The organism is Micromonospora sp. DT41 (assembly GCF_049841715.1).
Taxonomy (GTDB): Bacteria; Actinomycetota; Actinomycetes; order Mycobacteriales; family Micromonosporaceae; genus Micromonospora; species Micromonospora profundi.
This window is the reverse complement of sequence record NZ_JBNCKU010000005.1, coordinates 249747-267767: the sequence shown is the minus strand read 5'-3', so window position 1 is coordinate 267767 and position 18021 is coordinate 249747. Positions and strand designations below refer to the sequence as shown.

The following is an 18021-nucleotide window of genomic DNA, read 5'->3' as shown; positions in this document are numbered from 1 at the left end:
ACAGGTGGCCGAACTGGTCGCCTCCGGATGCCGGCGCGGGTCAGAGGCCCAGATCGCGAGCGATGATCATGCGCTGCACCTCGCTGGTGCCCTCACCGATCTCCAGGATCTTGGAGTCCCGCCAGAACCGGGCGACCGGGTACTCGTTCATGAAGCCGTAGCCGCCGTGGATCTGGGTGGCCTCGCGGGCGTTGTCCACGGCGATGGTGCTGGCGTGCAGCTTGGCGATTGCGGCCTGCCGCTTGAACGGCTCACCGGCAAGCATCCGCGCCGCGGCGTCGTAGTAGGCCAGCCGGGCGGTGTGCGCCTTCAACTCCATGTCAGCGATCTTGAACTGGATCGCCTGGTTGGCGCCGATCGGCCGGCCGAAGGCCTGCCGCTCCTTCGCGTACTTGATCGACTCGTCGACGCAGCCCTGCGCGAGCCCCACGGCCAGCGCTGCGATGGCGATCCGACCCTCGTCGAGGATCCGCAGGAACTGGGCGAAGCCCCGGCCCCGCGCACCGAGCAGGTTGGCGGCCGGGACCCGGCAGTCATCGAAGGTCAGCTCGTGGGTGTCCGAGGCGGTCCAGCCCACCTTGGAGTAGCCAGGCGCCACGCTGAAACCGGGCGTGCCGGTGGGCACGATGATCGTCGACAGCTCCTTCGAGCCGTCCGGGTTCGTGCCGGTCACGGCGGTGACTGTGACAAGCGCCGTGATGTCGGTGCCCGAGTTGGTGATGAACGCCTTCGACCCGTTGATTACCCACTCGTCGCCCTCCAGCACGGCGCGCGTCTGGGTGCCGGCGGCGTCGGAGCCGGTGCCGGGCTCGGTGAGCCCGAAGCCGGCCAGCGCCTCGCCGCTGAGCAGCTTGGGCAGCCAGGTCGCCTTCTGCTCCTCGGTGCCGAACCGGTAGATCGGCATCGCGCCGAGCGACACCGCCGCCTCCAGGGTGATCGCCACACTGGAGTCGACCCGCGCCAACTCCTCAAGGGCCAGGCAGAGCGCGAAATAGTCGCCGCCCATTCCGCCGTGCTCCTCGGCGAAGGGCAGGCCGAACAGGCCCATCTTGCCCATCTGCCGGATCACCTCGTACGGGAAGGTGTGCTGCTCGTAGTGCTCGGCGATGACAGGGGCGACCACCTCGCGCGCGAAATCCCGCACGCTGGACCGCAGCGCCGCTTGTTCGTCGGTGAGCCGGAAGTCCATCTCAGTCCTCCTGTGTGGACGGCCGCTGTGCGCTCGTGACGCCGGCGGTCGCTGTGCGGGTGGTCGGGGATCAGACCGGGGTGACGCCGTGCCGGCGCCGAGAGAACGTACGGTCCTTCGTGCGTGCCGCCGCGAAGCGACGGATCAGCTCGGCGCGCAGGTCGTGCGGCTCGACGATGGCGTCCACCACAAGCTCGCTGGCGAGCCGTACGACGTCGATGTCCTGCTCGTACTCGGCCCGCTTGGCGGCCACGAAGGCGGCCCGCTCGGCCTCGTCCCCGATCGCCGCGATCTTGTTGGCGTAGACGGCGTTCACCGCCGCCTCGGCCCCCATCACCGCGATCTTCGCGGTGGGCAGCGCGATTGTGGCGTCCGGCTCGAACCCGGGGCCGGCCATGGCGTAGAGGCCTGCGCCGTACGCCTTGCGGACCACCACGCAGATCTTCGGGACTGTCGCCTCGGAGATCGCCGTGATCATCTTTGCGCCGTGCCGGATGATGCCCTGCTTCTCCACGGCGCTGCCGACCATGAAGCCCGGCACGTCGCTGAGGAAGAGCAGCGGCACGTTGAACGCGTCGCAGAGCTGCACGAACCGGGTCGCCTTGTCGGCGGAGTCGACGAAGAGCACGCCGCCCTTGAACATCGAGTTGTTGCCGAGCACGCCGACAACCTCGCCGTTCAGCCGGCCGAAGCCGATTGTCAGCTCCTTGGCCCAGAGCGCCTGGATCTCGAAGAACGAGCCCTCGTCGAGCAGGCCCTTGACGTACCGGCGCATGTCGAAGGCCTGCCGCTCGCTTGCCGGCACCAGCGCGGCCAGGTCGGCCTTCGCGGGCGCGTCGACCGCCGGGGCGGTCGGCGGCTGCTGCGTCCAGTTGGCCGGCAGGTACGACAGATAGGTCTTCACCACGTCGAGCGCGTCGGCCTCGGTCTTGCAGAGGAAGTGCCCGACGCCGGATTCGGCGGTGTGCACCTTGGCCCCGCCCATCGCCTCCAGCGTGGTCTTCTCGCCGGTGACCATCTCGACCATCCGGTCGGAGCCGAGGTACATGCTGGCGTTGCCGTCGACCATGGCGACCACGTCGCAGAACGCCGGGATGTAGGCCCCACCGGCGGCGCTCGGGCCGAACAGCGCGCAGACCTGCGGGATCGAGCCGGAGGCACGCACCTGGTTCCAGAAGATCTTGCCGGCGCCGCGCCGCCCGGGGAAGAGATCGACCTGGTCGGTGATCCGCGCGCCGGCCGAGTCGACCAGATAGACCATCGGGACGCTTGTGGAGTACGCGCGCTCGATGATCCGGATGATCTTCTCGACGGTGCGGGCGCCCCAACTGCCGGCCTTGACAGTTGAGTCGTTGGCCATCAGGCAGACCTGCCGGCCGTCGATGGTGGCGGTGCCGGTGACGACGCCGTCGGCGGGCAGCCCGTCGGCGAGCGCGTTGGCGTAGAGGCCGTCCTCGACGAAGGAACCCTCGTCGACAAGCAGCGCGACCCGCTCGCGGGCGAACAGCTTGCCCTTGGCGGCGTTGGCCGCGTGGTACTTGTCCGCGCCGCCGGACCGGGCCCGCTTGCGCAGTTGCTCCAGTGCCTCACCGTCGAGCGTCACGCCGACTCCCTCGCCGTACCGACCTGAACGATCGTTAGGCTATCGCATCCGCGCGCCCCTCGGCGACCCTCGCCATGATCAGGCGTTCTCTTGGGGTCAGACATTGAAAAGCGTTAATCTCTGGGGCTAGGCTCCTGACACCCCCTTCCGGATAGGAGTCAGCGATGACCTCACGACTCAAGCGGCTCGCGGTCGCGTCGCTCGCGACGGCGCTCGCCACCCTCGGCATCACGGTCGCCAACCCATCGCCCGCGTCCGCCGCCATGACCATCTGCTACAACACCAGCCAAGCGGGAAGCTACGCCAGCGTCGCCAACCAGGCCGCCACGATCTGGAACAACGCCACAGTCAACCTGACGCTCTCGGCGAACTGCGGCTCGAACCTGCGGATCTACCGGATCACCGGTGGCGGCTCGTACGCCGTGCGGACCAGCCTCGGCAACGGCCGGGTCTACATCGACACCCAGCAGGCCGCCCAGTACAGCGTGCTGCGGATCATGACCCACGAGATCGGGCACATCCTCGGGCTTCCGGACAACTACAACGGCAATTGCGCCCTCCTGATGTCCGGCGGCAGCGCTGGCACCAGCTGCACCAACGCGTACCCGAGCACCGCCGAGGCGAACCGGGTGAGCAGCCTCTTCGCCGGCACCTTCGCCGCCACCGAGCGCAGCGCCGACCGCGCCGGAGCGGACGTCTTCCAGGACAGCTGGCCGAGCATGCTCACCTCGGTGAGCTGACCTACCGAAACGACGGAGGGGCCGGCATCCTGCCGGCCCCTCCACCCTGTCGCGGCCCGTCAGCCCGGCATCGGCGTCAGTCGGGTACGCGGACCCGCCCGCAACACACCGGACGGCAGCTTCTTGCCGAGCAGCTCCTCGGCAAGCTCAGCCGCCTCGATCAGGGCTGCCAGGTCGATGCCGGTGTCGATGCCCATGTCGTGAAGCATGTGCACGGCCTCCTCGGTGGCCAGGTTGCCGCTGGCGCCCGGCGCGTACGGGCAACCGCCCAGGCCACCAACGCTGGCGTCGAACTCGGTCACCCCCAGCTCCAGTGCGGTAAGCAGGTTGGCCAGCGCGGTGCCCCGGGTGTTGTGGAAGTGCAGCAGCACCGGCACGTGCGCGTTGCGGTCGCGTACCGCTGTCAGCAGCTCGCGGACCCGACGCGGAGTGGCCATGCCTGTGGTGTCGCCGAACGCCACCCGGTCCGCGCCGTCGCGGACCACCCGGTCGACGATGCCGGCGACCCGCTGCGGGTCGATGTCTCCCTCGTACGGGCAGCCGAAGCTCGTCGCCACGATCACCTCGACCTGCGCGGAAGCACCGTGCAGCAGGTCGATCAGCTCGGCGATGTCGTCGAGCGACTCGTCAGTGGAGCGGTTGACGTTGCGCCGGTTGTGCGTGTCGCTCGCCGACAGCACCACCTCGATCTCGGTGAACCCGGCGGCCAACGCCCGCTGGGCACCCCTGCTGTTCGGCACCAGCGCCGAATAGCGCACCCCGTCGGCCTTCGTGGCCTGCCGCCACACCTCGTCGGCGTCGGCCATCTGCGGGATCGCCTTCGGGTGCACGAACGACACCGCCTCGATCCGGCGTACGCCGGTGCCGGAGAGCGCGTCGAGCAGCCGCACCTTGGCGTCGGTGGGGATCGGATCCTCGTTCTGCAGACCGTCCCGCGGCCCGACCTCACGGATCGAGACGGATTCTGGCAACTGGCTCATCGGTCACCTCGCTGTGACATTGGATCGGGACGGAGGGGCGGGTGCCACGCCGCCCCTTTGCACTGCTTCAACTGACGCACCACCGATCGTCCGGTATCCAGACATCCGGTGGTGCGTCCAGGTAAGCAGAGCAAAGGGCGGGGATGCCAGTGCCGCCGCGCCGGGAGGAGACAGCGCGGCGACCGGCCGAGGGTTCAGCGCATGCGGGAGACGATGGCCGTGTCGTAGGCACCGGAGAGGAACTCGTCGTTCTCCAGCAAATCGGCGAAGAAGGGCAGGTTGTTCTTCGGGCCGACGATCTGGAACCCGGCAACAGCGTCCCGCGCGCGGGCGATCACCTCGTCACGGCTGGCACCGCTGATGATCAGCTTGGCCAACAGGCTGTCGTAGAACGGCGTGACGGTGTTGCCCTCGGCGTAGCCGGAGTCCACCCGGATGCCCTCGCCGGTGGGCTCCACCCAGGTCGTGACCTTGCCCGGGCCGGGCAGGAAACGCTTCGGGTCCTCGGCGTTGACCCGCAACTCGATGGCGTGCCCGCGTGGCGACAACGCGTCCGGGTCGAACGTCGGCGCCAGGCCGGCGGCCACCCGCAACTGCTCCTCGACCAGGTCGACGCCGTAGACGTACTCGGTCACCGGGTGCTCCACCTGAAGCCGCGTGTTCATCTCCAGGAAGAAGAAGTCTTCGGAGTCAGGAACAGGGCCAGCAGCGTCCCGCTCGCGCGGGACCAGCAGGCACTCCACAGTTCCCGCGTTGCGGTAGCCGACTGCCTCACCGGCCCGCACCGCCGCCGCCAGGAGGCGGTCACGCAGCTCAGGGGAGACCGCCGGGGACGGCGACTCCTCGACCAGCTTCTGGTTGCGCCGCTGCACCGAACACTCCCGCTCGCCGAGCGCCACCACCCGGCCGTCGGCGAGGCCGAGGATCTGCACCTCGACGTGGCGTACCCGGGGGAAGAACCGCTCGATCAGCACCGAGCCGTCGCCGAACATCCGCTCGGCGAACGCGCGCACCTTGTCGTACTCGGTGCGCAGCGCACCTTCGTCGGCGGCCACGCCCATGCCCATGCCGCCGCCACCGGCGGCGGCCTTGACCATCACCGGATAGCCGATCTCCGCGGCGGCGGTGACCGCCGCGTCCAGGTCGGCGGCCGGGTCGGTGGTCCCGGGCGCGACCGGCACCCCGGCCGCCGCCATCAGGTTCCGGGCGTTGATCTTGTCGCCCATCGCGGTGATCGCGTCCGCGCCGGGCCCGACCCAGATCAGCCCGGCCGACTCGACGGTACGGGCGAACTCGGCGTTCTCCGACAGGAACCCGTAGCCGGGGTGGATGGCCTGCGCACCTGTGGACTTCGCGGCGGCGAGGATCGCCTCGGTGTTGCGGTAGCTCTGCGTCGGGTTCGGCGGGCCGATGAGGACCGCCTCGTCCGCCTCGACGACGAAGGGCAGGTCGGCGTCGGCCTCCGAGTACACCGCGATCGCGCGGATGCCGAGCCGCTTGGCGGTCCGGATGATCCGGCGGGCGATCTCGCCCCGATTGGCGACCAGCAGTGACTCGATCATGTTTCCTCCAAGTGTCCGAATGTCGGGACGCCTGTCAGGGAACCATGACCGGGCCGCTTCTGACGAGTCCGCTCAGGCGAGCAGCGCGGCGAGGGTGGCGTCGCGCAGCAACTCGGCCCGACGCTGCCGATCGACCTCGCCACCGAGGAACGGCGTCGAATTCATCAGGCCGAAAGCGGCGTGCGCCAGCACCCGTGCCTCACCGTCGGGCATGCCCGGGTGCAGCGCGGTGAGCACTGTCACCCACTCCTCGACGTAGAGCCGCTGGAGCCGGCGGATGCGCCGGCGCGGCTCCTCCGGCAGGCGGTCCAGCTCGTGCAGATGCAGCGCGATCACCGCCGGGTTGGCGAGCGCGAACTCGACATGGAAGTCGATAAGCGACTCCAGCACGCCGCGCGGGTCGTCCGGGTGCCCGGCGGAGCGTTCCCGCCCGCCAGCCAGCAGCCCCTCGCTGACCGGGATCAGCGCGGCGGCCAGCATCGCCTCCTTGCCGGCGAAGTGGTGATAGAGCGCCGGACCGGTGACCCCCGCCGCCGCGCCGATGTCGTCCATCGACACACCGTGGTAACCACGGGCGGCGAACAGACCGACAGCGATCTCCAGGATCTCGTCCTTGCGGGACCGGCGCCGGCCCGCACCCACCGCGCCCCGCGCCTGCTGCTCCACCTTCACGGGGCAAGCGTAGACCGCGAACCGCGCCGGTTGGTTACCGGTCAGTTGCGCCCACCGGCCGCCAGCCGCCCCTCGCCCGGCAGGGGCGGCCGGCGACGGTCAGTCCTCGTCCAACTGGTGCTCCGCGCGCACCGCGGCGGCCTCCGTCGGCCGGTCCAGCAGGTCCAACGCACGCGCCAGCAGCCAGGCCGTCTGGCGCACCGGCCGCGAGTCGGCAGGGAGCCCACCGAGCACGCGGCGCAGGAGCGGTTCGGCCTCCGCCGGCCGGTCCAGGCGTAACAACAGCTCACCGGCCAGGATCTCCACCTGGACGGCCTCACCGAACGCCTCGATCGACCGCAACCGGTCGGGCACGCCCGCGATGCGCCGCAGCGCCTCGTCCGGTCGCCCCTCACCGGTCAGCACCCGGGCGCCGACCTCGGCCACCATCGCCAGCTCGTAGGTCGCCGCCGGCTCCGTCCGCCCGGCCAGCTCCGCCGCCAGCGCGTCCACCAGCTCGACCGTACGTAGCGCCGCCTGCCGATCATCGGACCAGAACCAGGCGTACGCCTCCCGTCTGCGGGCCCGCATCTCGTCCAACCGCAGGTCGGCCAGCCGGTACGCAGTGGCGGCTGCGGCGAACCGCTCGGCGGCTGCGGCGTCCCGGTCGGCGTCGTAGAGGATCCCACCGGCCTCCTCCAGCACCTGCCCCCGGTGCGGGAGATTGTCCGGCCCGTCCAGGTTGTCGGCCAACTGGCCGAGCAGCGCCAGCGCCGGCTCGATCTCACCGAGCCCGGCGTAGACACCTGCCAGCAGGTGCCGGCAGCGGTCCGCCTCCGACTGTGCACCCATCCGGGCCAGACCGAGCACCGCCTCCTCGGCGACCTCGGCCGCCTCGGAGAGCCGACCCACCGTCCGGTACGCGATCGCCAACTCCCAGCGCAGGAACGCGTCGCCCTCGGCGCCCCGCTCCACGCAGAGCGTCACTGCCTCGACGAAGTCGTCCACAGCGTCGGCGGCCCGACCGGCGGCGAGCAGCGCCCGAGCCCTGGCGACCCGCACCGGCAGCTCCGCTTCCGGCGGTGCCCACCGCAGCGCCTCGTCGCAGGCGACCACCGCCTCCGCCGGATGGTCGACCGTCCGCGCGTACGCCAGGCAGGCAGCCGTCCGCAACTCACCGACGCCCAACTCCTCGGCGATCCGGCGGGCCGCGTCGGCGGCGGCACGGGCCTCCTCGATGCGGTCCAACTGCTCCAGCAGATGCGCCCGGTGCAGCGCGATCCGGGTCGCCAGATGCTTGTCGCCGCCCGCGTCGGCCGGTGCACGGTCGAGTGCCGCGAGGGCCTCCTCCCACCTTTCCCGGCGCAGCAGCGCCAACGCCAGCCGGTCGTACCCGGCCGCCCGCTGTCCGGCGTCACCGAGCCGGTCGAGCACCTCGACGGCCTCCCGGACCAGCGACAGCCCCTCCTCGGCGGTCTCGTCGGAGTGCGTCAACAGCACGCCGAGCCGCCCGGCCACCACCTGGGCGGGCACCTCCTCGGCCGCCTCCCGGTAGAGCTCGAGCGCGGCGCGGTTGATCTCGATGGCGCTGTCGATGTCGTCCTCGTCGCCGCGCTCGGCCGCGCGCAGCGCCAACCGGCGTGCGGTAGTACCCGCCGGCAGGTCGGCAGCGCCGAAGCGGTCGTCGAAGGCGGCCAGCGCCGCCCGGAACGTTGCCCGCTCGTGCCGTCCCCAGCTCAGCTCCGCGAGATCCAGCAGGTCGTCCGGGCCCGCGTCGGCGGGCGGGTGCACGGCCGGCGGTTCGCCGGCCCGTACCTCCCTGCCCTGCTCACCGGAGGACGACGCACCGGTCTCCGCGTCGACCCCGGCCGGGCGGGCCGGGCGGCGGCGGACGCTCGCGGACAGCGGCAGATGCTCGCCGCTCGGCCGCACCGCGAGCCTCCTGGTGATCCACTCCGACTGGTGGGTGGTGCCGTTGCGGGCGTCGAAGCGGGCGGCCAGCCCGGTCGCGGTCTCGGCCAGCTCGTCGGCCAACACCGATGCCGGTACCTCGGCCGCCGGCCGACCCTCGGCTGCCCGGCGGTACACCGTCGACCCGCCGGCCTGGCGCAGCGCCGCGGCGGCGGTCGCCGCGAAGTGCATGGCGGCGGCCGGGGACGGCGGCCGGTCCAGCCAGTCCAGGTGCCGCTCGATCAGCTCGACCGCCCGCGCCTCGTTGCCGGTCAACGTGCAGAACTCGACATGGTCGCCGATGTCCCACAGGTCCGCGAGGTTGCCCCGCAGCCGCCGGTACGCCTCGCGGTGCGCGTCCCGCGCCGCCTCACCCCGCCCGGTCCGCAGGTACGGCAGGAGCAGCGCGGTGAGGATCGCCTGTGGCTGCTCGGTGCAGGTGAGCCGGCCGGCGAGCACCGGCTCGGCAAGCGCCACCGCATCCGCGTCCCGCCCCGTGTCGGAGAGGTAGCCGACCTGACTCGTCGGGTCACAACCCGCGCAGTCGGAGAGGTCGTCGCGGGGAGTGGTCTGCCAGAGCCGGTACCAGTGCGCGGCAGCCTCCGCGTCGCCCACATGGTCGGCCACCCGGAACCGGTGCTTGTGGACGGTCTGCAGGCTGTGCCCGCCCGCACGGTAGCGCCGCTCCATGTCGTCGAGCACCGCGTACGTGCGGTCCAGTGGCACCTCGGGGAACTTCAGCAGGCCGGCCACCATGTACTTGAAGTGCCACAGCAACTGGTGCAGGTGCCGCTGGTGGTAGGGCTGCGGGTCACGATCGAATTCCGACAGGCACCAGGAGAAGGTCACGAACGACTTCGCCGGCTCCCCGCCGTAGACGTACCCGGTGGTGGCCTGCATCCGGGTGACGAAGGCGAGATGCCTGTCGTCGGCGGCATCCACCCGGCGTAGCAACTGCTCCAGGGCGGCGATCTGCCCCGCCCCGTACGGCATGTCGGCGATGCCGCGCAGCACCCGCCACAGATCCTCGTCGCTCATGCTCACTCCCGTCCCGGCACGGCCCGGCCGAGCAGGCCGAGGAAGGAATCGTTCAACAGGGCGGCGTCGGCCGCGCGGATCGGATGGTGGCCGAGCAGCAACGCCTGCCCGTACAGCGCCTCGACGGCGAGCCCCACAAGCTCCGGATCGCTGAGCATGGCAACCCGGCGTACCAGCGGGTTGCGATGGTTGAGCACCAGTTGCGGGCGGTCCGGCGGGGCGGTCGCGGCGAGCGCATCGAGCACGCCGCCCCACAACTCGTCGGCCCGGTCCCGGCTGGCGGCGAGCTGGTCGTTGAACGCCGCCGACCGGCTGACCAGATAGAGCGCGGGCAGCGAAACCGGGTCGTACGCCCGGATGACCACCTCGCAGCCGGAACGCTCGACGGCCCGCTGCGCGGCGGTGAGGAACGGCCGCAACGCCAACTCCACCTGCGGGTCCAGTGCCTCGAAACGCGTTGTGAGATCGCTCGGCTCCAACCGCTCGATCAACACCGTGCGGTCCACAACCGGCAACCGCTCGATCAGCTCGGTGTCGTACGTGTAGCCGGCGTTCACCACCGCCAGGTCCTGTGCAGCGGCCACCGCGGCGAGCTGGCGGAACTCGTCGAGGCTCGCCGCGTAGCGGACCACGCCGTAGCGCTCCCGGAACTCGGCGAGGGTGAGCGTGCCGACGTTGGTGTCCATCGGCCACCACCTGTCGACAAGCCGCAGCATCTCGTCGTCGTGCAACGCCAGCGCCTTCACCCCGAGGTGATGCACCTGGAGGAACTCGGCAAGCCGGCGCGGTTCGTGCCGCGCCAACCGGACCAGCCAACCCCGGACCTGGTCGCCGAGCGCCTCCCGGGTCGCCGTCAGCAGGGTGTCCTCGTAGAGGGCCTCCCGGCTGGCGGTGGGGCGCAGTTCGGTCGCGTCCACGACGCAGTGCGCGAAGAACGCCCAGTCCGGCAGCAGCCCGTCGGCGGTCTCGGTGAGCAGCATCCGCTTGAGGTAGACCCGGTGCCCGGCCCGGGCCGCCGGGTTCACCGGGGTGGGCAGGATGAAGGCGACACCTGTCAGCCCGGCCTCCGGCACGGCGAGTGGTAGCACGTCGAACGGGTCCACACCGAGCGTCTCCCGGGCGTACCCGACGAGCGCGGCGCGATCCAGTGGCGCGCCGGGCGTGGTCGACCACGGCGGTTCGCCGGTGGTGGTGACCACGTCGCCGACCCGGACGGTGACCGGCAGCAGCGAGCCGAAGAGCCGCGCGAGGTCGGTGACCGTCGGAGTGGTGAACCACTGGTCGGCGTCGTGGCGGGGCACAAGCGTGACAGTGGTGCCCGGCTCGGCGCGGGCGGCCTCGGTCGGCGCCACGGTAACCGCGTAGCGGCCGTCGGCGTATCCGGTCCAGCGGACCGTCGGGTTGTCGTCGTGCCGGGTGAGCACGTGGATCTCGTCGGCCACCAGGAAGCAGGAGAGCAGGCCGATGCCGAACTGGCCGAGGAACTCGTGCCGGGAGAAGCCCAGCTCGTCGCGCTTCGAGCTGCGGCCGATGGTGGCCAACAGTTCGTGCACCTGCGCCTCGGTCAGACCGATGCCTGTGTCGTGGATCCGCAGGGTGCCGTCACCGGTGTGCTCCGGTGGTTCGATGCGGATCAGCGCGGGCGCTTCCGGGTCTGCGGCACGTCGCGCGGTGATCGCGTCCACCGCGTTCTGCAGCAGCTCACGGACGTAGACCCGTGGGCTGCCGTAGAGGTGATGACTGAGCAGGTCGACCACGCCACGTAGGTCGACCTGGAAGGTGTGGTCCACGCCTGGTTTCTCCCCGATCCCGGTGCCGGCGCTCACCGTACCGACGTTCACGGGCCGGCGCGGCCCCCCTTTTCGCCACCGGCGGCTTGACCCTCGACCCTGTTGAACCGGCACGGTCGCCGGCATGACCTCCTCCGCTCTGGGCCGGGACTTTCGGCTCCTGTGGTGCGCCGCTGTCTCGTCCCGGTTCGGCGACGCGCTGCGTACACCCGCTCTGGCCCTGCTGGCCGCGACGGTGACCCGTGACCCCCGGGTCATCGCGGCGGTCGCACTGGCCGGGCTGTTGCCGCCGCTGCTGTTCGGCCTGCTCGGCGGCGTGTACGCGGACCGCTGGGACCGGCGTCGGACCATGGCGTTTGTCGACGGGGTACGCGCGGTGGTGGTCGCGGCGCTTACGGTGGCGGTCGCCCTCGAACGGTCGCCCATCGCGGTGCTGCTTGTGGCGGCGTTCCTCCTCGCCGCGCTGGGGACGCTCTTCGACTCGGCCTCGTTCGCGCTGCTGCCCGTTGTGGTGCCGACGGCCGCACTGCCCCGGGCGAACGGGCGTCTCCAGGCCGGGAGCGCGGTTGCCGGCGGCTTCCTCGGCGCGCCGGCCGCTGGCGTCCTGTTCGCCCTCGCCCCCGCGCTCCCGTTCGCCATCGACGCCGTCAGCTTCGCCGTGGCCGCCCTGCTCGTGCTGGCTCTCAGCCCGCCTCCCGCCGTGGCCGCGGCGACCACTCCACGGCGCGGCTCGGTGTGGAACGAGATCGTCGAGGGAGTGCGATGGCTGCGAGGTCATCGGACACTGTGGCGGGTCACCCTGCTCACTGCCGCGAGCAACCTGGCGATCAGCGGCCTCCTGGCAGTGCAGGTGCTCTACGCGCTGGACGTACTGCGGGTGCCGCCTGCCGGGTACGGATTGTTCGTGGCGGGTGCCATCGTCGGCGGCCTGTCGGGGGCGCTCGGGGCGGGCCGGCTCGCCGCCCGGCTCGGCACCGTGTCCGCGCTGCGCGTGGTGCTCGCCGCGGAGACCGTCGCGCTGGTCGGGTTCGCGTTGGCCCGGCATCCGGTGCCGGGCGGGATCGCGTTGGCCGCCTTCGCCGCCGGCACCGTGGTGTGGAACAGCCTGTGGGCGTCGTACGGGCAGCAGCAGGTGCCGATCGGGTTACTCGGTCGGGTGGGTGCCGCCCAGCGGATCGTCGGTCTGCTCACCGCTCCGGTCGGGGCGGCGCTGGCCGGGTTCGTGGCCGCCGCGTACGGAACGGTGCCGGTGGCGGGCGGTGCAGCCGCTGTGTTCGCACTTGTCACACTGGCGGCGTGGTGGGCACTGCGGTCGACCGCACCGACGCCGACGGTCGCGCCCACCAGCGGCGGGACAGCAGCCCAGCCAGTACCGCACCCGTCGCGTTGAGCAGCACGTCGTCCACTGACGACACCCGACCGAGGTCCAGCGCGTACTGGAGGAACTCGATAGTCAGAGAGCCTGCGGCACCGAGCAGGAAGACCCTGCTGACGCTGGTGAGGGCGGCGAAGCGTACCGGGGCGAAGAAGCCCAGCGCGGCGAAGACCAGCAGGTTGCCGACCACCTGCACCACGGCGGTCGCCGGTGGTGCGGTGAGCAGGTCGGCCAGGTCGCGCAGCGGCACCAGGTGGACGTCGCGGGGCGCGGGGCGCGGCGCGAGGGTCATCCACACCCAGGGCAGGGTGCCGGCGACGGCGCCCACCTCGGCGATGCCGCGTCGCCGTGCCGCGCGGTCGGACGGCTCCCGCCGCGCGCGGGCGAGCCGCACGATGACAAGGACCAGCAGCGCAAGGCCGGCCAGCACGGTGAACAGCACGGCGCACCAGTCCCGCCAGACCTGATCCATCGGCGCAGACTAGCCCGGTGTCCGTTCCCTGTGGGACAGCCCGGACAGGCGCAGTGCGACATTCCGGCGGACCGGCGGCACTGCGCCGATCAGCCGGAGCAGCACGTCGCGGGCCGGCCGGCGCACCGGGGAGGCGGTGGCAAGCCGGGTCAGGCCGGCCGCGAGGCTCAGCACGTCCTCGGCCATCGGGCGCTGGCGGGCGCTGTAGTCGTCGAGCAGCGTCTCCGGGCCCCCGGCGAGCACGTGGGCCAGCGCGCTACCGGCGGCGACCGCGTCGCAGATGCCGAGGTTCATGCCCTGCCCACCGGCAGGGCTGTGGACGTGTCCGGAGTCGCCGGCCAGCAGCACCGGCCCGGAGCGGAAGGTGTCGGCGATCCGGTGGTGCACCCGGAAGCGGGAGCCCCAGAGCACGTCGGTCACCCGGTCGGGCCGCCGCGCCGGGCCGCGTTCGTCGAGCAGTGCCTGGAGGTACGCCCGGTCCGGGTTTCTCGGCGGCGTCGGCACGGCAGCGACGAGCCGGACCACCCCGTCCGGGAGGGGCGCCCAGACCAGCGGTCCGGAACGGGCGAGGAAGAGGGCCACCTCGTCGCACGGCAGCGAGCTGTCCACCCGCACGTCGGCGAGCGCGAAGGACTCCATGTCGCTGGGGCCTGTGAAGCCGATGCCGGCGGCCTGCCGAACGGTGCTGTGCAGGCCGTCCGCGCCGACCACGTACCGGGCTCGCAGAGGCTCCCCGTCCACCTGCGCGAGCACTCCGTCGCCGGTCCGGGCAAGGCCGGTAAGCCTGCTCGGTCGCCGCACCCGCACGCCGAGGTCGGCCAACTGCCCGGCGAGCACCTCCTCGGTGACGGCCTGGGAGACCAGCAGCGCGTAGGGAAAGCGGGACGGCAGGTCGTGGAACGGAACTCTCAGGAGCACCCGGTCCCGGTCGCGCACCGTGAAGCCCGGCGACCGCACACCTTGGGCGACAAGCGGCGCTGCGGCGCCGACCAGGTCCAGCACCTCGAGGGTGTACGCGTGCACGACCGCCGCGCGGGAGGTCATGGGCGGCTCGGCCTGTTTCTCGATCACTGTCACGTCGACCCCGCGGCGGGCCAGGGTCAGTGCGGTGGCGAGGCCGGTGGGGCCGGCTCCCACCACCAGAACGTCGGTGCTCATGGTCACCTCCGGATCGATTTGCCAACGATCGTTGGCAAACACTTGTTGGCAACGTTAGGGCCGAGGCCCGTTGAGTGTCAACAAGCGTTGGCATACAGTCGTTGACATGACAGCGCCGGCACCCCGGACCCCACCCCGCCGCTCGGACACCACCCGCGCGTCGATCCTGCGAGCCGCCCGGGAGCGGTTCGCTGCCGACGGGTACGAGCGGGCCACGATCCGGGCCATCGCCGCCGACGCGAAGATCGACCCGTCGATGGTCATGCGCTACTACGGCAGCAAGGAGGGGCTGTTCGCGGCGGCTGCCGAATTCGACCTCCGGCTGCCCGACCTCACCGCCGTACCGGCCGGGCAACTGGGCGAGACGCTGGTCCGGCACTTCCTCACCCGCTGGGAGGGCGACGAGACACTTGTGGCGCTGCTGCGGGCCGCCAGCACCAACCCGGGCGCTGCCGAACGCATGCGCGGGATCTTCGCCGACCAGCTCACCGCGGCCGTGGCCACCTTCGGCACCGACCCGGCGACAACAGCCCGACGCGCCGGCCTGGTCGCCAGCCAGATCCTCGGGCTCGCCTTCACCCGCTACATCGTTCGCCTGCCGCCCATGGTGGACCTGGCACCGGAGGAGCTGGTTTCCTGGATCGCACCGACCCTCCAGCGCTACCTGACCGGACAGGTCGAGAACTGACCCAACCTTTTGCCCCTCGCCATGCGTCTGCCAGGTGACGCACAGCGACAGCCGGGAGGGGGGCGGATGGCACCGACGGCGAACGACGGCCGCGACGGCTACCTCGCCTTCGTGGAGAGCCACCAGCACCGGCTGCTCCGCGCGGCGTACCTGATCTGCGGCAATCGACACCAGGCCGAGGACCTCCTCCAGGACGCCCTGCTGAAGCTGGCGCTGCGCTGGACCTCGGTACGCGACGGCGACCCCGCCGCCTACGTGCGGGCCATCCTCTACCGCGACGCCGTGTCCTGGTGGCGTCGACGACGCCGGGAATGGCTGAGCGCCGCGCCACCGGACCAGGCGACCCGCGACCGCGACGGCGCGCTGCGGTTGGCGCTGCACGACGCGCTCGGACAACTCCCGCCCCGGCAGCGGGCTGTCCTGGTCCTGCGCTACTACGAGGACCTGACCGAGGTGGCCACTGCCGAAGCGCTCGGCGTGACAGTCGGCACCGTGAAGAGCCAGTGCCACAGCGCCCTGCGCCGACTCCGCGAGGTGGCACCGGACCTCGCCCCGCCCACCCGAGCGCGCTCGGGCGACCTGGCAACCGGTGTGGAGGTGAACCCGTGAACGAACAGGACCTGCGACAACTGCTCACCGTCAGCGTCGAGGACGTCCTACCCAGCCAACCGGCGTCGGCAGGCTGGGATCGGGCACGGCGTACCCGGCGTACCCGGCGGGCTGTCGGCGCGGTCGTCATGGCCGTGGCGCTCGTCGGCGGCGGCACAGTCGCCGCGCTGCGCCCGTCCGCCAGCCCACCGCCGGGACACCCTGTGGCACCGACCGGCGAGCCGACCCACGCCGGTCCCGTGCAGCACCCACCGGCGGAGCTGACCTACCCACCCGATCCGCTGGCGCGGCTCGGTGACCAGGCGACAGTGCGGCTGTCCGAGCGTCCCGTCCAGCGGGCGCTGGCGCTGTACCAACCCCTTGACGACCAGTACCGCGCGGACGGCCCGGTCCGGATTCTCGGCGACGACGGCGTGGTACGCAGTCTCGACGTGGTGACGTTGGCGCCAACCCGGGACCGGGACGGCAACGAGGCGCCCGCCGCGAAGCCGGGTGCGCTGTCGCCGGACGGCCGATGGGCCGCCTTCGCGCAGACCAACGAGCTGATCATGGTCGACCTCACCAAGGCGGGCGTACGTCGCGTCCCGCTCGACGGCTACCTGGAGTTGGTGGTCTGGGCGAGCGACCGGGTGCTTGTCGGCGGCGACGGCCGGACGTACGCGGTACAGCGCGACACCGAGGCGGCGAGCACCATCGACGTGTCGGCCTGGGACCTGGCGGTACCCGACCCGGAGGCGGGGCGCGAGGCCGCGCTGATCGAGACGGATGGCCAACGGGACGGCCTGACGCTGCGCAGCCGGACCGCCCGCGAGGGTGCCCTCCGCTCGGAAGAACGCGTCACTGGCGAACTACTGCCCGCGCCCTACCAGGTGAACGAGTTCTACGGCCGGGGCTGGCTGCACGGCGACCGGGTGGCCCGCGCCGCCTGGATCACCAACGACCGGATCGACGGCGCCGAGGGAGTGGCGGTGCTGGACGCCCGCACAGGCGCGGTGGCCCACGTGCTCGACCTCGGCCGGGACCGGGCGAAGGGCTGCTGCGAGGTGCTGGGCTGGGACAAGCAGGGTGCAGTGCTGCTCCGCCTCGAACCGGCGGGCCTGGCACGGTGGCACCCGGAGACCGGCGAGGTCACCGGCGTGCTCCGCGACCGCGCCGGCATCGTGGCACTGGCAGGCTGACCCGCTCGTCCGGCCGGCTGGCGCGTGACAGCGCTCAGCCGGCCGGGTCGTCCACGCGTCCGCCCGCGCGGCGGGCTTGTTCAGGCGGCGATACCGCCGGGCTGGTCACCCTTCACGACAGGTGCCCGGACCAGGTTGCCCCACTCGGTCCACGAGCCGTCGTAGTTGCGCACCTGCGGGTAGCCCAGCAGGTGCCGCAGCACGAACCAGGTGTGGCTGGACCGCTCGCCGATCCGGCAGTACGCGATCACGTCGTCGTCCGGGCTGAGCCCGAGCTGGTCGGCGTAGATGGCCTTCAGCTCGTCGGCGGACCGGAACGTGCCGTCCTCGTTCGCGGCGGACTTCCACGGCTTGTTGACAGCGCCGGGGATGTGCCCGCCGCGCAGCGCGCCCTCTTGCGGGTAGTCCGGCATGTGCAGCATCTCGCCCGTGTACTCGCCCGGGGACCGGACGTCGACAAGCGGCCGCCCGACGGCGATGTGCGCCATCACCTGCTCACGGAACGCCCGCAGCGGCGCGTCGTCGCGCAGCGGCACCGGGTAGTCGGCGCGCGGCCGGTTCGGCTTGTCACGGGTCAACTCCCGCCCCTCGGCGACCCACTTCTGCCGGCCGCCGTCGAGCAGTCGCACGTCGACGTGGCCGAAGAGCGAGAACACCCAGAGGGCGTACGCGGCCCACCAGTTGAAGTTGTCGCCGTAGAAGACGACAGTGTCGCCCCGACCGATGCCCTTGGCGGCGCACATCTCGGCGAAGCGCGTGGCATCGAGGTAGTCCCGGGTCACCTGGTCGTTCAGGTCGAGGTGCCAGTCGACCTTGACGGCGCCGGGAATGTGACCGGATTCGTAGAGCAGCACGTCCTCGTCGGACTCGACCACGACGAGGCCCTCGTCGCCCAGGTGCTCGGCCAGCCACTCGGTGGTGACCAGCCGCTGCGGGTCCGCGTACGACTGGAGGCGGGGATCAGGATCGTTCGGCACAGACATGATCCCCAAACTACGCCGCGATGCCGCTCGGCAGAGGGCCATCGGGTGCGACGCG

The 18021-nt window shown here is 71.7% G+C and carries 15 protein-coding genes; 5 read left to right on the top strand and 10 right to left on the bottom strand.

All coding sequences use genetic code 11. The features are described from left to right. Positions 1-40: 40 nt before the first annotated feature. Positions 41-1189 (bottom strand): acyl-CoA dehydrogenase family protein, encoded by a 1149-nt coding sequence (locus tag ACLQ23_RS12025; protein ID WP_355587583.1) that lies wholly within the window; start codon positions 1187-1189, stop codon positions 41-43. A gap of 70 nt (positions 1190-1259) precedes the next feature. After that, positions 1260-2792: an acyl-CoA carboxylase subunit beta gene (locus tag ACLQ23_RS12020; RefSeq protein WP_053651762.1), complete on the bottom strand. Its 1533-nt coding sequence runs from the start codon at positions 2790-2792 to the stop codon at positions 1260-1262. Positions 2793-2956: 164 nt separating this feature from the next. On the opposite strand from ACLQ23_RS12020, the gene ACLQ23_RS12015 reads away from it, so the two are divergent. After that, entirely contained in the window at positions 2957-3532 is a 576-nt protein-coding gene (locus ACLQ23_RS12015) for a snapalysin family zinc-dependent metalloprotease (protein WP_355587579.1), read from the top strand. Positions 3533-3591: 59 nt separating this feature from the next. Here ACLQ23_RS12015 and ACLQ23_RS12010 read toward each other — a convergent pair whose 3' ends face one another. The 5 genes from ACLQ23_RS12010 to ACLQ23_RS11990 all read right to left on the bottom strand — a co-directional run bounded on the left by ACLQ23_RS12010 (position 3592) and on the right by ACLQ23_RS11990 (position 11503). Continuing rightward, positions 3592-4503, bottom strand: a complete 912-nt coding sequence (locus tag ACLQ23_RS12010; RefSeq protein WP_355588456.1) for a hydroxymethylglutaryl-CoA lyase — start codon at positions 4501-4503, stop codon at positions 3592-3594. Positions 4504-4706: 203 nt separating this feature from the next. Continuing rightward, positions 4707-6074: an acetyl-CoA carboxylase biotin carboxylase subunit gene (locus ACLQ23_RS12005; protein WP_355587576.1), complete on the bottom strand. Its 1368-nt coding sequence runs from the start codon at positions 6072-6074 to the stop codon at positions 4707-4709. A gap of 72 nt (positions 6075-6146) precedes the next feature. Beyond that, complete coding sequence (locus tag ACLQ23_RS12000; protein ID WP_157552169.1) at positions 6147-6716, bottom strand: TetR/AcrR family transcriptional regulator; 570 nt, start codon at positions 6714-6716, stop codon at positions 6147-6149. A gap of 129 nt (positions 6717-6845) precedes the next feature. Next, on the bottom strand, positions 6846-9713 hold the full coding sequence (locus ACLQ23_RS11995) for a hypothetical protein (protein ID WP_355587573.1): 2868 nt from the start codon (positions 9711-9713) through the stop codon (positions 6846-6848). Between the two features lie 2 nt (positions 9714-9715). After that, complete coding sequence (locus tag ACLQ23_RS11990; protein ID WP_425735023.1) at positions 9716-11503, bottom strand: HSP90 family protein; 1788 nt, start codon at positions 11501-11503, stop codon at positions 9716-9718. Positions 11504-11627: 124 nt separating this feature from the next. Between ACLQ23_RS11990 and ACLQ23_RS11985 the strand changes: the two genes are divergently transcribed. Then, complete coding sequence (locus tag ACLQ23_RS11985) at positions 11628-12893, top strand: MFS transporter (protein WP_355587571.1); 1266 nt, start codon at positions 11628-11630, stop codon at positions 12891-12893. Here ACLQ23_RS11985 and ACLQ23_RS11980 read toward each other — a convergent pair. Further along, the gene (locus tag ACLQ23_RS11980; protein WP_425880643.1) at positions 12787-13350 is read right to left on the bottom strand and encodes a VanZ family protein; all 564 of its coding nucleotides are present in this window, start codon (positions 13348-13350) and stop codon (positions 12787-12789) included. The genes ACLQ23_RS11985 and ACLQ23_RS11980 overlap by 107 nt on opposite strands. A gap of 9 nt (positions 13351-13359) precedes the next feature. Beyond that, entirely contained in the window at positions 13360-14508 is a 1149-nt protein-coding gene (locus tag ACLQ23_RS11975; protein WP_425880642.1) for an FAD-dependent oxidoreductase, read from the bottom strand. 106 nt (positions 14509-14614) lie between these two features. Between ACLQ23_RS11975 and ACLQ23_RS11970 the strand changes: the two genes are divergently transcribed. From ACLQ23_RS11970 to ACLQ23_RS11960, 3 genes are all read left to right on the top strand, one after another. Next, positions 14615-15196: a TetR family transcriptional regulator gene (locus tag ACLQ23_RS11970; protein WP_355587563.1), complete on the top strand. Its 582-nt coding sequence runs from the start codon at positions 14615-14617 to the stop codon at positions 15194-15196. A 66-nt stretch (positions 15197-15262) separates the two neighbouring features. Continuing rightward, a complete protein-coding gene (locus ACLQ23_RS11965; RefSeq protein WP_355587561.1) occupies positions 15263-15805 on the top strand; it encodes a SigE family RNA polymerase sigma factor in 543 nt (180 codons plus the stop codon). Then, positions 15802-16983, top strand: a complete 1182-nt coding sequence (locus ACLQ23_RS11960; RefSeq protein WP_355587559.1) for a hypothetical protein — start codon at positions 15802-15804, stop codon at positions 16981-16983. Before ACLQ23_RS11965 ends, ACLQ23_RS11960 begins: the two co-directional genes overlap by 4 nt. An 80-nt stretch (positions 16984-17063) precedes the next feature. Here the strand turns inward: ACLQ23_RS11960 and ACLQ23_RS11955 are convergent, their stop codons facing one another. Next, positions 17064-17966 carry a sulfurtransferase gene (locus tag ACLQ23_RS11955; RefSeq protein WP_425734977.1) on the bottom strand — a complete coding sequence of 301 codons (903 nt, stop codon included), beginning with the start codon at positions 17964-17966 and terminating at the stop codon, positions 17064-17066. Positions 17967-18021 lie beyond the last annotated feature (55 nt).

Coding starts and splice junctions, on each gene's coding strand:
- ACLQ23_RS12025 (WP_355587583.1), bottom strand. CDS start 1,189: ATGGACTTCCGGCTCACCGACGAACAAGCGGCGCTGCGGTCCAGCGTG.
- ACLQ23_RS12015 (WP_355587579.1), top strand. CDS start 2,957: ATGACCTCACGACTCAAGCGGCTCGCGGTCGCGTCGCTCGCGACGGCG.
- ACLQ23_RS12005 (WP_355587576.1), bottom strand. CDS start 6,074: ATGATCGAGTCACTGCTGGTCGCCAATCGGGGCGAGATCGCCCGCCGG.
- ACLQ23_RS11995 (WP_355587573.1), bottom strand. CDS start 9,713: ATGAGCGACGAGGATCTGTGGCGGGTGCTGCGCGGCATCGCCGACATG.
- ACLQ23_RS11985 (WP_355587571.1), top strand. CDS start 11,628: ATGACCTCCTCCGCTCTGGGCCGGGACTTTCGGCTCCTGTGGTGCGCC.
- ACLQ23_RS11980 (WP_425880643.1), bottom strand. CDS start 13,350: ATGGATCAGGTCTGGCGGGACTGGTGCGCCGTGCTGTTCACCGTGCTG.
- ACLQ23_RS11975 (WP_425880642.1), bottom strand. CDS start 14,508: ATGAGCACCGACGTTCTGGTGGTGGGAGCCGGCCCCACCGGCCTCGCC.
- ACLQ23_RS11970 (WP_355587563.1), top strand. CDS start 14,615: ATGACAGCGCCGGCACCCCGGACCCCACCCCGCCGCTCGGACACCACC.
- ACLQ23_RS11965 (WP_355587561.1), top strand. CDS start 15,263: ATGGCACCGACGGCGAACGACGGCCGCGACGGCTACCTCGCCTTCGTG.
- ACLQ23_RS11955 (WP_425734977.1), bottom strand. CDS start 17,966: ATGTCTGTGCCGAACGATCCTGATCCCCGCCTCCAGTCGTACGCGGAC.